Origin of the sequence: Singulisphaera photorubra (assembly GCF_045290345.1) — a bacterium.
In the GTDB taxonomy this organism is placed as follows: Bacteria; Planctomycetota; Planctomycetia; order Isosphaerales; family Isosphaeraceae; genus Singulisphaera.
The window spans coordinates 1142689-1157230 of record NZ_CP155447.1 but is presented as its reverse complement, the minus strand read 5'-3'; the positions used below and the strand labels follow the sequence as shown (position 1 = coordinate 1157230).

At 64.3% G+C, this 14542-nt stretch carries 13 protein-coding genes; 2 read left to right on the top strand and 11 right to left on the bottom strand.

The features are described 5' to 3' along the window. Positions 1–351 precede the first annotated feature (351 nt). Positions 352–999, top strand: coding sequence for an MOSC domain-containing protein (locus V5E97_RS04345; RefSeq protein WP_406698058.1), 648 nt, complete (start codon positions 352–354; stop codon positions 997–999). Positions 1000–1175: 176 nt separating this feature from the next. On the opposite strand, the gene V5E97_RS04340 is transcribed toward V5E97_RS04345, so the two are convergent. The 5 genes from V5E97_RS04340 to V5E97_RS04320 all read right to left on the bottom strand — a co-directional run bounded on the left by V5E97_RS04340 (position 1176) and on the right by V5E97_RS04320 (position 7849). After that, positions 1176–2780 carry an acetolactate synthase large subunit gene (locus V5E97_RS04340; RefSeq protein WP_406698057.1) on the bottom strand — a complete coding sequence of 535 codons (1605 nt, stop codon included), beginning with the start codon at positions 2778–2780 and terminating at the stop codon, positions 1176–1178. Positions 2781–2839: 59 nt separating this feature from the next. Further along, on the bottom strand, positions 2840–3220 hold the full coding sequence (locus V5E97_RS04335) for a tautomerase family protein (RefSeq protein ID WP_406698056.1): 381 nt from the start codon (positions 3218–3220) through the stop codon (positions 2840–2842). Positions 3221–4367: 1147 nt separating this feature from the next. Next, positions 4368–4787, bottom strand: a complete 420-nt coding sequence (locus tag V5E97_RS04330) for a hypothetical protein (RefSeq protein ID WP_406698055.1) — start codon at positions 4785–4787, stop codon at positions 4368–4370. Between the two features lie 62 nt (positions 4788–4849). Beyond that, complete coding sequence (locus V5E97_RS04325) at positions 4850–5890, bottom strand: DUF1559 family PulG-like putative transporter (RefSeq protein WP_475297063.1); 1041 nt, start codon at positions 5888–5890, stop codon at positions 4850–4852. 447 nt (positions 5891–6337) lie between these two features. Then, complete coding sequence (locus V5E97_RS04320) at positions 6338–7849, bottom strand: rhamnulokinase (RefSeq protein WP_406698054.1); 1512 nt, start codon at positions 7847–7849, stop codon at positions 6338–6340. Positions 7850–8149: 300 nt separating this feature from the next. Here V5E97_RS04320 and V5E97_RS04315 point away from each other — a divergent pair, with 300 nt between their 5' ends. After that, entirely contained in the window at positions 8150–8776 is a 627-nt protein-coding gene (locus V5E97_RS04315; RefSeq protein WP_406698053.1) for a hypothetical protein, read from the top strand. 54 nt (positions 8777–8830) lie between these two features. On the opposite strand, the gene V5E97_RS04310 is transcribed toward V5E97_RS04315, so the two are convergent. The 6 genes from V5E97_RS04310 to V5E97_RS04285 form a co-directional block, all read right to left on the bottom strand. Continuing rightward, complete coding sequence (locus V5E97_RS04310; RefSeq protein WP_406698052.1) at positions 8831–9793, bottom strand: GDP-mannose 4,6-dehydratase; 963 nt, start codon at positions 9791–9793, stop codon at positions 8831–8833. 257 nt (positions 9794–10050) lie between these two features. Continuing rightward, positions 10051–10812 carry an MBL fold metallo-hydrolase gene (locus tag V5E97_RS04305; RefSeq protein ID WP_406698051.1) on the bottom strand — a complete coding sequence of 254 codons (762 nt, stop codon included), beginning with the start codon at positions 10810–10812 and terminating at the stop codon, positions 10051–10053. A gap of 77 nt (positions 10813–10889) precedes the next feature. After that, a complete protein-coding gene (locus tag V5E97_RS04300) occupies positions 10890–12275 on the bottom strand; it encodes a lactate racemase domain-containing protein (protein WP_406698050.1) in 1386 nt (461 codons plus the stop codon). A gap of 168 nt (positions 12276–12443) precedes the next feature. Continuing rightward, on the bottom strand, positions 12444–12830 hold the full coding sequence (locus V5E97_RS04295) for a type II toxin-antitoxin system VapC family toxin (protein ID WP_406698049.1): 387 nt from the start codon (positions 12828–12830) through the stop codon (positions 12444–12446). After that, positions 12827–13033, bottom strand: a complete 207-nt coding sequence (locus V5E97_RS04290; RefSeq protein WP_406698048.1) for a type II toxin-antitoxin system Phd/YefM family antitoxin — start codon at positions 13031–13033, stop codon at positions 12827–12829. The genes V5E97_RS04295 and V5E97_RS04290 overlap by 4 nt, the downstream gene beginning before the upstream one ends. Positions 13034–13202: 169 nt before the next feature. After that, positions 13203–14507, bottom strand: coding sequence for a serpin family protein (locus tag V5E97_RS04285; protein ID WP_406698047.1), 1305 nt, complete (start codon positions 14505–14507; stop codon positions 13203–13205). Between the last annotated feature and the right edge of the window lie 35 nt (positions 14508–14542).

Here is a 14542-nt window from a genome sequence, read left to right as displayed (position 1 = left end):
CAATCCTCTTCCAGCACGAGTGACCGAAATCCGACTCCCGATCCTACCGGATTTGGGGGCGGGCGTCCCCCATCAGGTTGAGGGCTATGCGGGTTCCGTCGCTCGTGTGAGCGATGCGTGCTGCTCTCCTCCCTGCCGCGTCGCTCATGCCCGTAGGCTTGGCCCTGGTGGCTCGCACTCAGAGTCCTGCTTCCCTCTCTCCCACCACACACGGGCTGTCTGTTGAGGATTGTGGGCGTCTCCCCGGCGAGTCTAATCCTCGGATCCTGCTTCGCCTGAGTCTGGTAGCGGGAAGCGCGAGTCGCTACTTTGAATCCAGGGTTCAGACCACGAACGCGGAGGGAGGACCTCTTGAAAGTCGTATCGCTGAGTGTCGGACTCCCTCGCGAGGTGGAGTGGGAGGGCAATACGGTGCTCACCTCCATCTTCAAACACCCGGTCGACCGCCGCCTGCGGGTGTCTCAGCTCAACTTCGAGGGGGACGAGCAATCCGACCTGACGGTGCATGGCGGAGTCGACAAGGCCGTGTATGCGTACCCGGCCGAGCACTATCACGAGTGGCGACGTGAACTCCCGGACCTGGATTTCCCCTGGTCGGCTTTCGGCGAGAACCTGACCGTCGAGGGACTGCTCGAACCCGACGTGCGGATCGGCGACCGCTTCCGGATCGGGACGGCGGAGTTCGTCGTCACGCAGCCGCGCATGCCCTGTTTCAAACTCGGCATCCGGTTCGGAAGAATGGATATGCTGAAGCGGATGCTCAAGAGCGGCCGGACCGGTTTCTATTTCGCCGTGACGGCCGAAGGCGAGGTGGGCCCGGGAGACACGATCGAGCCGATTGCACGGTCGGAGCAAGACCTGACCGTCACCGATGTCGTCAACCTCTACACGGTCGACGCGAAGAACCAGGCTTTGCTCCGGCGCGCGACGCAGTCATCCAGGCTCCCTGACAACTGGAAAGAGTATTTCCGAAAACGGCTGTGGGAGCCGGATGCCTGAACCGTGATTGAGCGTTGGTGGCGATCCTCAGTGTATGCCACGTTGGGTCAGGCATGAGGGAACCAGGCAGAACGACTGACTCACGACCGTCGGTTCCCTTTGCCCGACCGTATTGCTTTCCATCCTGACTCGCCACCAGCGACCTGACGTGGTGCCGGATGCGGGAGCATGAGGCTTCAACGTGTCCGGTGGATCAACTCTTCGAGCGCGGGCCACTCTTTGGGAAAGGCGATCTGGCACTCGATGAGCCGTGGTCCCTTCACGCCGAGCGCGGCCTCGAAACGTTGGCGGAACTCTTCGGCCGTTCCCGCCCGGGTTGCCGGCACGCCGAGACCCGTTGCGATATCGACCCAGTCGATCGCCGGATGACCAAGTTCCAGCATCGACTTCATCTTTGCGTTCGTTTCACTTTCGCGAACACGCGCCATCTCGAGGCCGAGAATGGCGTAGGCGTCGTTCTTGAGAACGATGATGATGACGTCGGCCTCTTCTCTCGCCATCGACCACAGCGCCTGGACAGTATACATGCCGCTCCCGTCCGCCTGAAGGAGAACGACCTTCCGGTCGGGACAGGCGATCGCCGCGCCGAGGGCCAGGGGCATACCGCCGCCGATGGCCCCACCGTTGGTGGGGTTGAGATAGTCGTGCGCGGGAGCCCCTTTGGTCGCCTCGTAAATGGGCGGGCCATTTGTGGCCGCCTCGTCGACGAGAATCGCATCGGTCGGCAACAGCAAGGAGAGCACCTGCCCGATCGCCGCCGCCGTTAACTCCCCGGAAGGCGGTGCCGCCTGCGTGCGAGGTTGACGGGACGCTGGCACGCCGGTGGCTCCAGTTGCCTCCGCGAGCGATTCAAGCGCTATCTCGAGATCCACTTCGGTGGAGGCCATCGCGAATAAATCGCACCCTGGCGGGCTCTTGAGGGTCGGCTTGTTCTTATAGGCGAAGGTCGCGACCGGAAAGGCCGCGCCGACAAAAACGAGTTGCTCGAACGGCTCCAGGAACTTGGTGCCCATCTCATACTCATAGGGGATGATGTCCACGGGAGGACGCCCCTCGCCGCGTGAGAGGTATCGCGAAGGAAAGGTCTCGGCCAGGAGAACCGCGCCGGTCTTGGCGGCGATGCGCCCTGCGATTTCCAACGCCTCGCCCTGGAGAGCAAGGTTGCCCAGCACCAGGCCCGTTTTCTTGCCATTCGACAGCATTGCAGCGGCACTCGCGATCGCCTCGGGGGCCACTTGTGGCCGCCCAGACGGCGAGGGAGGGATCGGCGGTGGGGTGGCGTCCTCCCAGTGAGAGTCGTTAGGCGCCACGATGGTGCAGACTTTGCCGGTTTTCGCAAGAGCCGCCGCCTCCGCGCCGAGCTCGCCGAGGTGAGAGCCGCTCCGCGACTCGCAGCACCAGTGCGACACCGCTCGGGCGAGGTCTGTCACGCGACCATTGACCAACTCGTGCTCCGGGTAATTGGGCTGGTGGTAGGACGCGTTTGCGCCGACGACGTTGATGACGGGGGTATTGGCTCGGGCGGCGTTGTGCAGCATCGCGATGCCGTTAGCGAAGCCGCAGGCCACGTGCAGGAGGGTGAAGGCCGGCGTACCCTTCATCCGCCCGTATCCGTCCGCGGCGCCGGTGACGACGTCCTCCTGCAAGCACAAGACGGGGCGCACCTCGTCGGTCATGCCCATCTCGTAGACCAACAGCATCTCGGAAGTGCCGGGGTTCGCGAAGCATGTCGTGATCCCCGCGTCCACCAGTGACTTGAATAACGATTGAGCACCGTTCATGGATATCTCCTCGCCTGTTTTGGGTTATGGAGTCACTTGGTTTCATTGATGTTATGGTGCTACTGTACGTTGGGAGCAACGTCCGGCATCACTTGACCCATTTCCATGGCATGGACGGGCGGCACTTCTTGGATTCCGATCACGATTTGGTCGTCGATCGCTGTGGTTGCCTTCTGGAGCAATGCCCAAAGGCGCGTCAGGAGATTGTGTTGATAGTCCGCGGTGCGACCGGTGCGGATGGAGAGCGTCAGGCTGACTGTTGGGCCCACTTCTCCGGCGATAAAGCCACTGCCGGGTGCATAGTCCTGGAAGATCACGTGGACCCAGTTCCTCGGCACCCCCGAAAGTTCAACGTGGAGTGTGGTGATTTCCGCGGCAAGGTTGGCTTTCTGGGAGCCGTCGAGTGTTCCCGACTGTGTCATGATTGAATAGAGTGGCATTCTTTTGAACTCCACTTCGTTGAATCCACGACTGAACCGCCCTGGGCCCGGCGAAGGTCAAGACGTTGTCACCTCGGCGTAGCGCCGCGGCGATGACAGAGTAGGCTTCTTCATTCATTGAAGTAAAGCTGTTGTTGTCGATGACCATCAGGCGAGGTTTTCGAGAATCCGTCCGACAAGTCCTGTAAGACCACGGGTTTTCTCACTTGGCCCCATCGAGAGCCCCGAGTTGGGATCAGGCATGGGGGGCCGGAGCCTTGGCTCCAGGACATCCCACCCTTCACGCGTAGCGAGGTGGCGAAACCCTTCATGACATTATTTCGGTGGGGTCACCAAGCAAGAATCGCGGGGCGCACGCGCCAACCGGCGTCAGCCGGTTCTTGAGCGTCTCCCCTCGCGGGCTCCGTTTCGCTGCGGTCGCCGCACGACGTCTCCGGCCCTTTCTTATCTCCTGAAGCGGGGCTGCCGCCCGCTGTTCAAGGGCTTCGTAAGCCGCTGTCCCATTTTCGCCCGCTTCGTTCGGTAGCGGAGGATGAGACCGATGGAGATCGACGCCGGGGCCGCTGGAGGACGGCTCATGTTTTTCAGGGGAGCCGGTTGCAAGGCGGGGTTCAAGGACGGATGCAAACAGCCGCAGGGGTCGCTCCCGACTCATCAAGAGCGCAGGAGAAGACGTGACGGCGAACCGAGTCATCGGGATGATTGCAGTGAAAATGGCCGAGTTGGATTGCGCGGTGGATGGGAGGCGCGGATACTCCCCCCCCGTCCCTAAAAAAAACAAAAATCGAGTCTGTCGCAAGGAAACCGGGCCGTCTGTCTGCCCCGGAGGCCGAAATTCGCGGGAGAAACTCGTTCCGACGCTCTGCGTGGGAATGCCGTCCGCGACGCTCTTCGTCTTCCCGGCGGGTGGGGCCGCGGAGCGGCTAGGAGGGCATTCCACGCAGAGCGTCGGAACGAGATCCCGGTATCCTGCTACAGTCTCCAAAAATCGCAGTTTTCTGGATGCGTTTGTTTGGTGTGCTCGGCTGTTTTGAGCGAGGAGGCACCGCCCCAGGTTCCCCGATTGGTCATCGCCAAGGTGGAATGGGTTGTCCCCTGCCTGGTGTGGTCGCTCGTTTTCTGTTTATGCTTGTATGTTGATATTGTGTTATGGCAGAAATTCTAGGTCGATCTTGTTCTCCCCCGACTGGATTTCGGCTGGTAGGCTCTGGTATTCCAGGCTCGGTTCCTTGGCGAGTAAGGGGCCGCTCAGGCGGACGGAGTTTCCGCCCACGATTGCCTTGATTTCGTAAGTCCCGTCCTGATTGATCGGCGCTTCGCGAGCGGCCGTGTCCGGTCGTTTCATGTTCGCCGGGTCGAAGATGACCTTCCCTTTGGTCGCCACTTTCCCGCGAACTTTGACCGTGCCTTTGACGGTCGCTTCGGCCGTCGATGAAGAGACGTCGGGCACGCCTCCACTGCAACCCCAGGCTGCCACGAGCATGGCGGCGGCGGTCAGTATGGCCGCCGTCCGCAGCCTGAGGCACGCCGCCAGTTTCCCCGAGTCGAGTCTGCTCCCGCTCATCATGTCCGATCGCCTCTCGTGACAAGATCCGAATCGAAATCAGGGCCGACCGCCACTTACCGCGTTCAGTAGGAACTCTGGTCAAGCACCTCGCCCCCGGCGCGGGAGCCCAGGGCCCACCAGACGGTCGGGCCGATCGAGTTCTTGATGCCGCGGACCGAGCCGTCGGCCATCAGCATGTTGACCATGCCGGAATGCCGGCTCGAGGCGGTGTAGGCGCCCCCGGTGTTCACGTCGCTGGCGACCGCGCAACTCCACGAGTTCGGCGGCATGACGTGGTTGTAGCGGGTGAGCGCGGGATGGCCGGCGAACCACCACTTGCCCATGGAATAGACGCCCGCCAGGGTGGAGCCCGTGTTCGCCGGCGCCTTGGCCTGGCACAAGCTGTAGTAGGCCTGGGGCGTCACGTCCTGGGGCGTTGCGGGGCCGGCCACGAGCGAGATCGAAGAGGTGGGCTTCATGGGATCCAGACCATTCGAATTCAAGATCCCGATCCCCTTGAGCCTCTCGCTGAAGGCGGCCGTATTGCTCAGGCCGTCGGTGATTTCGGCGAAGCGGACGACTCCCGACCTGGTGACCCAGCCAAACAGGCCGTTGAATGCTCCGCTGCTTTGGCTCGCGCTGTTGTAGGCGGGCCCGTTGTAGAAGGCGGACGGGTTGTTACCTGCGTTGCCGCAATAATTTACGTGACCACCGTCGGCATTGGTCAGCCGATCGATATCGGAGGGGCAGAGGAAGGAACTGATGACGCTTCGGAAGACCGAGGTGTTGGTGAGCGGTCCGGTCGAGTCGATATACGGCCGGTTGTGTCCATTATAGAAGTTCAGGGCATTGAATGCATTCGCCTGCTCAAAGTAGGACAAGAGCAGAGCAAAGCATGACCAATCGTTCCAACCCTTGGGGCCGTCGCCCCAGGGGAGCGATCCGATGCCGCTCTCATAGTTGTGTAGCGCAAGGCCAATCTGCTTGAGGTTATTGACGCACTGGGCGCGTCGGGCGGCTTCACGGGCCGCCTGAACGGCCGGGAGCAGCAACGCGATCAGAACTGCGATGATCGCAATCACGACGAGCAATTCGATAAGCGTGAAACCGTGTCGACGCATCATTTGACCCTTTCATTGAACACGAAGAGGGGCAGAGATCGCTTACGACGGGGCATGAGACTCCTGTCTGGCGAACGGCCAGCCAGCCTCATACCAAGCTGAAACGGATTATTGATCACGACCGAGAGAATTGATGGTTCTGGGTAGGATCTTACTAAGAGGGGCTTTGGTTATCAATAGCCAAGATAAGCCGCATTCTGGGGATTTGGCGAAATGCAGAAAACTTTCATGTATCTCGCGTGCAGCCATGTTTTAGAAAGATGTCGGTCGGTTTGCTGACACTTTCGCCGGATTTATGGCTTTGCGACGCTGCCAAGGTCTCCGGGGTACGCGAAGCGAGGCGGTGGTGCCACGCCTAATTAAATAGGCGTGGTCCGCCGCCTCGCGACTCTCGTCATCTGCGGGCGCCCGGTTGTTGGCGCCCGTTTGGGAGGGGAACTCAGTTCAAGATCAGGCCGGCACCAGGGAGGCGAATCGGCCGGCGGCCTCGTCCCAGACGGCGGTGTTCTTCGGCTCGTAGGCGATGACCGGGAACGAGCGGGCGACGATCTCGCGGGCGTCGGCCAGGGAGCCGATCCGGCCTCGGCCCATCGCCTGCAAGAGGACGTTGCCGACGGCGGTGGCCTCGACGGGGCCGGCGTGAACCGGGCGGCCGCAGGCGTCGGCCGTGAACTGGCAGAGCAAGGCGTTGCGGGTGCCGCCGCCGACGACGTGGATCGTCCGGATCGTGGTGCCGAGGATCCGCTCGAGCCGCTCGATGGTCCAGCGGTACTTGAGCGCCAGGCTCTCCAAGGCGCAGCGGGCGAATGCCCCCTCGTCCTGGGGCGGGGTCTGCCCTGTTCTGGTGCAGTAGGCGGCCAGCCGCGCGGGCATGTCGCCGGGGGAGAGGAACGACTCGTCGTCGGGGTCGACCAGGGCGGCGAATGGCCGGGCGGCCTCGGCGAGGGCGGCCAGCTCCTCGTAGGAGACCTCACGCCCCGCGCGGGCCCAGGTTCGGCGGCATTCCTGCACCAGCCAGAGCCCCATGATGTTCTTGAGCAAGCGGGTCGTGCCGACGACTCCCCCTTCATTCGTGAAGTTGTACTTGAGCGTTTCGTTCGTGATCACCGGCTGGGGCACCTCGACCCCCAGGAGTGACCAGGTCCCCGAGCTGAGGTAGCACCAGTCGGGGGGGCCGACGACGTCGACGACACCGCGGGGCCGGACCACCGGCACCGCGGCCACGGCGCTGGCGGTGTCGTGGGTCGCCGGCGCCAGGACGGTCAGGCCGTGGGGGATTCCGAGCTCCTCGGCCAAAGGCCGGCGGATCGTGCCGATCACGGTCCCGGGCTCGATTAACTCGGGGAGGATCTGCCGGGGCAGGTTCAAGTCTCGGCAGAGCTCGTCGGACCAGGTCCCTGATCGCGGGTCGAGCAACTGGGTCGTCGAGGCGTCGGTCCGCTCCCCGGCGCGCCTGCCGGTCAGGAGCCAGGCGAACAGGTCGGGCATCATCAGGAGGGTTTCGGCCACCTCCAGGATCGGCGAGTCGGACAGCCGCATCGCCAGCAGTTGATAAAGCGTGTTGAACGGCAGGAACTGGAGCCCGGTGATCTCGTAGATCCGCTCGCGAGGGACCCGGCGGAAGGCGGCCTCGAACATGCCGTCCGTCCGCGCATCGCGGTAGTGGACCGGGTTACCCAGCAGTGTATCCCCACGTCCGACCAGGCCGAAGTCGACGCCCCAGGTGTCGATTCCCACGCCGTCGAGCCCGGAGTTCGCCGTGGCCGCCTTGCGGAGGGCGACCTTGATCTCCTCGAAGAGCCGGGGCAAGTCCCAGTGCAAGGTGTCGAAGACCCGGACCGGCCCGTTGGGGAAGCGGTGGACCTCCTCGAGGACGATCCGTTCGCCGTCGAATTTGCCCAGGAGCCCTCGGCCGCTCTCGGCCCCCAGGTCGAGGGCCAGGTAGTCGCTCGTTTTCGCCATGGCGCGTGGGATCTCCCGCCGTTGATTGGAATCGGATGCGTCGCTTGGTTTGCCTGCCTCGGGTCGAGGCAAGGGAAGATCGAGGCGCCGCCTCGACCGCCCATCATAAACAAACGGCAATTCCGGTGGTAGAAGCGATGGAGAACCCGTCGTCAGGTGTCCTCGGCATTTCTCCTGCCTTTGCCGGGCGGTGACTTTACGGCGAAGTTGGGGCAAGGTAGAAACCAATGGGGGCGACAAGGGACGCGATGTTCCGCGTCCCTTTTGCGTTTACGATCCCTTTGGCAATGGGAGCTGGTCATGAAAAGGTGGTTGTCGCGGTCTCTCACCACGCCGGTCATCGCCGCATGCTTGACTCTGGCCGTCTCGCCCCGCCTCGCGCAATCGGCGCCGCCAAAAGGGGGGACGCCGCCAGCCGAGAACAGGCAGGCCGCTCCTCTTGCTCCCGCCCCTGCTCCTGCTCCTGCTCCTGCTCCTGCCCCCGAGCCTCAGGATGATCCTTGGGAGGAGCGCAAGCTAAGGGCCCGCGAAGATGTTGAGTACCTTGAGGTTTGTTACAAGGCGAAGCAGGCTGAATACCGGGAGGCGGAACTGCGAAACACCTTTGCCCTGGCGTTGAAAACCGACCTGGATCGGCAGAAGCAGAAAGGTTATGCCTCGACGTTTACCATGCAGCAGGCTGAGATGAGTATCGCCGAGAACCAGGCGCAGCTCGAGATGCGGCGAGTCGAGTTGAAGAACGCCGAAATCCGTCTCGGTCGCTCACGACGCTGGCTCAAAGCCGTCGAGCGTTCGGCCGCCACGCCCGAGATGGAGGTTAACCCCTCGGAGGATCGTCTGCACGAGTTGGAGATCAAATACGAGCGCCTTCGTCGCGAGTTCGAGCTCGCCAAGCGAACGGTCGAGTTGCAGAAGACCCGCCCCTGATTCGGACTCCAACTCGGATCTGAGCTGAACGATCCTGACTGGCGTCGGGCGGGATCAGGTCTCGCGAGCCACAATCTCGCGCCAGTATTGCAACATGTCGGCCAGCGTTTGCTCGATCGAGAACGAGGGAACCCACCCGGCGGCGCGAAGCTTGGTCGAATCGGCCACGAGCAAGGGCTGGTCGACCGGGCGGACCCGCGCCGGGTCGACATAGACCTCGATCGGAGCGCGGGCCAGGGAGGTCAGGATGGCCAGGGCGTCGGCGATCTTCGTCCCTTGGCCGGTGCCGAGGTTGTAGATTTCGCCGCTCGCGCCGGCCTGGGCGAGCAGGCGGTAGCCGCGAACGACGTCACGGACGTCGGTGAAGTCGCGGACGACGTCGAGGTTACCGACCTCGATCCGGGCCCTTCGGCCGGCCTCGACTTCGGCCACCTGGCGTGCCAGGCCCCCCAGGACGTAGTTCGCTCCCTGGCGCGGGCCGGCGTGGTTGAACGGGCGGACGATGACGACGTCCGTCCCGTGGGCGAGGTAATGCTGGATCCCCAGGAGGTCGGCCGCCGCCTTACTGGCCGCGTACGGGTTATTCGGCCTCAAGGGGCAGGACTCGGACACGGGCAGGTGCTCGGGCCCCGGGTTGCCATAGCTGACTCCCGAGCCCACCAGCACCACCTTCGGGGACAGGCCCGTCGCCTTGACGGCCTCGAGCAGGTTCAGAGTTCCCCCCAGGTTCAAGGCCCAGGTGCCTCGGGGGTCGGTCATGCTTGCCTGCGGGTTCGCCTGCGCGGCGAGGTGATAGATGACTTTGGGTTGCTTGCGGCTGATCAGGTCGGCCAGGTCCGACTCGCTGGCCTCGGCCAGGTCGCAAGCCTCGATCCTGACCTGGCGTGCCAGGTGCGCCAGTTCCGTGGGCCAGACGCCTCGGGCCGACAGCCCGACCACCAGGTCGCCCGAGTCGATCAGGTGTTCCGCAAGGTGTCCCCCCACGAATCCAGAGACCCCGGTCACCAGTACTCGCATCAGCAACGCCCCACTCTCTCTTTGTCAGGGTGGGGACCGCCCACCAGCCTTCTTCTTACCAAACGAGGCCTGGCGGCCGATCGTGCCCCCTTCACCCCCCAAGGCGAACCCCGGTGGGCCGTGCCCACCCGACAAGAGGGGACGGACCCGGTCATTTATTTTTGTCGGGGAGGCTTCCGTCTGTCTGCAAACGGGCCGGCCCTGGGGCTGTTTACCTTATCGCGATCGCCAACCAACCGCAACGAACGAACGGAATGTTAGACGGTGTAGCTCCGTCCCTGGTGGAGCGGTTCGATAACGCTGGCGGCGAAGTCGAAGTCGTCGGGATAGTGGATCAATCGCATCTTCTTGCGGAGGTCGGCGGGGAGCGCGACGAGTTTCTCGTAGGGGGTGTGGACGCCCGAGTGGCCGAGGACCGTGACCTCGTGGACGATCAGGTCGGCGGGGGCGAGCCAGTCGATGAGGGTGGGGTCGAACGCCGTATCGGCGCTGAAGGCGAGGGTCCGGCCGCCGGCCTGGATCCGGAACGCCGTCGTCGGGATCGGGTGGATGGTCCGTCGGCACTCGATCGCGAACGGGCCCACCGAGACCGGCTTCGCCGTGTTCAGGGGGATCAGGTCGAAGTAGTCGTCGAGCTGCTTCTGGATCGTCGGGCCGTCGGGCTCCATCTGCACCTCGGCCATCCCGGCGGCGAGCAGGCCGTCCCAGAGCTTGGCCGAGACCTCGGGGTGCATGGCGAGCCGGGCGCGGCGGCCGAGTGCGAAGTAGGAGTAGTAGCCCAAGTCTTCCAGCCCCGAGCAATGATCGGCATGGAGATGGCTGACCGCGACGGCTTCGACCCGGTCGAGGTCGAAGGGCAAGCCGGCCCTGTCCGTCGCTTCGCGGAGCATCTTGCGGATCGGGTGCGGGCACTCGATCAAGAGCCAGGCGTCGTCCACCCCGAGCGCCAGGCACGTGGTGTAGTTGCTGGCGGTGAACGCCTCTCCCACGCCCAGCGGAATCAAGCGGACTTCGCTCATCAACGGACCTCGCTGGAGGGAGAGAGAGGCCCACGGTTCAGCGAGGGGCTGAGGGCGTGGCGGCCTCTTCCCTTAAATCATACCGCGCTGGCGGGCCGCGGGGAGAGGCTGGGTTCGGGTTCGGGTTCCGGAGCGTAAGTCAGTCCCCCTTGGGGGAAGATCCGGATCCTGGGAGCGTCAACGCCGGCCCGGGTCAGGGCGTCGGCCGCGGCCTGCCAGAGCTGCCCCTGGTCGGCGAAGAGGCGGATCGGCCCGAGCCGCGGGCCGATCCGGTCGTAAAGCGGGGGAGCGAAGACGAGGACCGTCCGGTCGACCACCAGCTCGCGAGCCCAGCGGAGCATGAACGCGCTGGGGCTGCCGATGGCCGAGACGAGATCGCTGGCCAGTGCCAGGCCACGGCGGATGACCCACCCCCCAGGCGCGCCTGACGCGGCGATCGCGCGGAGCGCGGGCATTGGGAACGAACGGTCGATCTGATCGGCCTCGGTCCAGAAGAACCCGATCAGGACCCCGCCCGGTCGGCTCGCCGCGCGGTGCTGCAGCAAAACCTTGAAGCTCTGCATCGGGTCGCCCGGCCAGGGATTGTTGCCGGCGACCACCAGGTCGGCCGGCGCGGCGTCGGGTGCCCGGAGCCGGCGCCTGGCCTCGACCGCAAGCCGGTCCTGGACCGCGTCCGGGTGCCCGGCCGTCACGTGGAGCACCTGCCCAGGGGCCCCCAGCAAGTGGCTGATCGAGAGGCAAGGACCGAGCCGACTGGCCGCCGAGCGGATCGCCTGGCGCATCGGGTTCTGGTCGGCGTTGCCCCCGAGGAGCCGGCCCGCCTGCCCCGCGCTCAGCCCCTGACGATGCAAGGCCCCCAAGGTCGTCCGGTGGCTCGTCCCCGGGAATATCAACTTGTACCCCCCGCCGAACCCGGCCTGAAGGTGAGGCAAGACCGACCCGATCAAGATCCGGAGATCGGCCTCGGCCACCGGGCGGAAGACGCGCACCGGCACCCCCTCGGGCGTCACCCCCAAATCGACGTAGGCCGAAAGCTCATCCACCGGCGGGCTATGGCAGGAATAGGCTTCCGCAATCGCGTCGCCTACCCGCTTACGCATCGCCTCGGCGTCCACGGCATGATGCCGGCCGACACCTACGCTGATCGAGACGTCTTCCTGGCGTACACCAAGCTCGTGGAGCCGGCGGACGATCAGCGGCAGGGCCTCGCGGACCGGCGTCCAGCGTGACGGGTCGTCGACCACGATCGCGACGGTCGAGCCAGGGCCGACGCTCGGAGCGGCCTCGGGAGCGTCTAGCGCCTGCTCGAGCGCCGCCGGGTAGTCGTCGATCCCCCCGTTCAGGTCGGGCCAGATGACCTCGGCCGCCGCCCGCCAGGCTTGCGGTAAGTCGAGCGTGAGGGTCTCGGCCTCGCCCCAAGGCAGGGCCACCAGCGCGTCCGATTCGGTCGAGGGAGCGGTCATCAAAAGCAGACTCCATTCGAGATGACGTCGTGTGGTGCGCGGAATGCGATCGCATCGTTCCCACACCCTCTCAAAAGCGCGGGCAATCCAGGATGCCCACCACGCTACTCCATGACCGGGCCGGCCGCCAAGCCGAGCTCGTCACTCCGCAGTGGCGGTGGGCATGGATCACCAGACGCGGGAGACGGTGTGCGCGGCAAAGATCGCATCGACGCTGACGATCGAAATGCTCTCGATGACGGCCTGAACGATCAAGAGGCGATCGAAGGGATCATTGTGGTGGCGGGGCAAGCCGACGAGGGCCGAAGTGTGCCTCGGCTCGATCGGGAGGATCTCGAAACCGTTGTCGTAGACGGCTTCCCGGATGAACTCGTCGTAAGGTACGTTCAGGGCGTATTTCACGAGGCTCAGCTTGATGGCGATCTCCTGGTCGCTCGCCGGGCTGATGAGCTTGATGTTGTCGGGATCCACGATGGCAGCCTGCGCCGGGCCGCTCAACCGATCGTCGCCGAGATAGAACCAGAGCAAGGCGTGGGTGTCGAGGAGCAGCCTCACGGCATGTAGTCCTCGAACTCCTTCAAGTGGTCTTCATCCTCGGACAGGATGACTAATTTCCCTCGCCCCCGGTCCGGTATGGGGTGGGGCTTCTCGGCGGGTAGACCGACCAGTTGGGCGATCGGCCGTGCGTTCCGGGTGATCACCAGTTCCTCACCAGGGGCGAGCTTATCCTGGGCCTCTTCGATCGTGATCGTGGTCATGGTGGAACCTCGCGCTCCGTCAACTCCAGGGGCGCGTCGAAACCCGTTGCCATTTCGCACGAGCGGTCCTTGGTCGGTCGCAAGCGTCGGGAATCGCTTCAAGCCAATCCGAATCCGAGATGAATGCGATCCCCCTTATTGTGCCCGCTTGCGACCATGCCCATCCGCTTTATTGATGGCCGGGTTCGACGACGCGTCCCAGGAAGACGATGCAGCCAGAGCGAGTGTCGCGGAGCAGGTACAGGAACGGATGATCGGCCCGAATGACCGGCGGCGGGTCGATTCCGAAAGCATCCGGACTGATGACCCTCGTGAAGGCTGCGGCCTCGATCCCTTCCTCGTTAACATCGACGAATGTCTCGTGGGTTACAGCGGTGGCGTACAGGTCCGCGGGCTTACCGTTGATCCCCGAGAAGTCGGCCCTCTCCCGAACAAAGGCACGAGACAGACCCAACTCTTTCAATACCGGCTCCAGCGCCCGTGACGACTGGGCGCGGAACCGGGGGAGGCTGATATCGATGTCGTCCGACCGTTTCAGTTTTGGCCAGAGGGCGGCCAGCATCTCAGGCGTCAGCGTCGCTTCCAGGGCGCCCAGCCCGTCGACCTCCTTGGGCAACAGTACGTCCATCGCGAACGCGCCCTGACCGCACGAAAGCGACACGACCAGGAACGAGCCGCCGTCAAGGTAATCATGGACCTTGGTATATGAGTGCTGATGCATCATCGGCACGGTCACCGAGCGGGTCCGCGTAACGTGGAACGGTTCGTCCCTCGTCTCCGGGCGATAGAACCCCTCCGTCCAGCTACCACGAAAATAGAGGGCGGACGTGAGGACCAGCTTGGTCGGGGTGGTCACACTTTGCGGTGGGATGACACCCGTGATCTTGCCCCCGGTTCGCTCCGAGATCCAGGCGTTGATGATGCGTGCGGCCTCGGCGGGATGGCCGTCGAAATCGACCTGGCGGTCGTCATGAATCGCGAAGACGTTGCGGAGCGCCGCGCGGTAGTCATCGAGCAGGGCGTAGTTCCGCGGGACCCACACGGCATTGGCCAGGCGGATCTGGAAGGCGCGGTCCTCGCCATCGGCGTCGAGGTCTTGGATCAGCGCGGCCAAGGCGCGGTCGGGAAGTGTGACCGTTCGATGGAGCACCCGATCAAACTCGGCAGCCGTTTCTCCCCGTGCCCCCGCGCGGAGCAGGCCCAGCCCGGCGGTCAGGCATGCGGGCGAGATCAGGAGGTTGCCGGGTTCGGATCGCAGCCGGTGATAGAGGTCGAGGGCGAATGCGTTATTCGCCTGCACCACGCCCGGCAGCGCCGTGCGGTCGGCTCGGTCCGGCCGGTGCAGCGGCAAAGCGACCGGTGTCACCTTCATCCGGGGCCGCTCGGCGCGACGAGGTGTTGCGGATGTTCCACACCCGGCCGGCGCCGCCAGCATTATCATGGCGAACAAGGTCACGATCCGGTTTCGGCTCATGGTGCTCCTATCCTCAGACGGCTCGCCCCAGAATC

Bases quoted from the DNA above. Each gene is read 5' to 3' on its own strand.
- V5E97_RS04340 (WP_406698057.1), bottom strand. From the start codon at position 2,780: ATGAACGGTGCTCAATCGTTATTCAAGTCACTGGTGGACGCGGGGATC.
- V5E97_RS04335 (WP_406698056.1), bottom strand. From the start codon at position 3,220: ATGCCACTCTATTCAATCATGACACAGTCGGGAACACTCGACGGCTCC.
- V5E97_RS04330 (WP_406698055.1), bottom strand. From the start codon at position 4,787: ATGATGAGCGGGAGCAGACTCGACTCGGGGAAACTGGCGGCGTGCCTC.
- V5E97_RS04325 (WP_475297063.1), bottom strand. From the start codon at position 5,890: ATGATGCGTCGACACGGTTTCACGCTTATCGAATTGCTCGTCGTGATT.
- V5E97_RS04320 (WP_406698054.1), bottom strand. From the start codon at position 7,849: ATGGCGAAAACGAGCGACTACCTGGCCCTCGACCTGGGGGCCGAGAGC.
- V5E97_RS04315 (WP_406698053.1), top strand. From the start codon at position 8,150: ATGAAAAGGTGGTTGTCGCGGTCTCTCACCACGCCGGTCATCGCCGCA.
- V5E97_RS04310 (WP_406698052.1), bottom strand. From the start codon at position 9,793: ATGCGAGTACTGGTGACCGGGGTCTCTGGATTCGTGGGGGGACACCTT.
- V5E97_RS04305 (WP_406698051.1), bottom strand. From the start codon at position 10,812: ATGAGCGAAGTCCGCTTGATTCCGCTGGGCGTGGGAGAGGCGTTCACC.
- V5E97_RS04300 (WP_406698050.1), bottom strand. From the start codon at position 12,275: ATGACCGCTCCCTCGACCGAATCGGACGCGCTGGTGGCCCTGCCTTGG.
- V5E97_RS04290 (WP_406698048.1), bottom strand. From the start codon at position 13,033: ATGACCACGATCACGATCGAAGAGGCCCAGGATAAGCTCGCCCCTGGT.
- V5E97_RS04285 (WP_406698047.1), bottom strand. From the start codon at position 14,507: ATGAGCCGAAACCGGATCGTGACCTTGTTCGCCATGATAATGCTGGCG.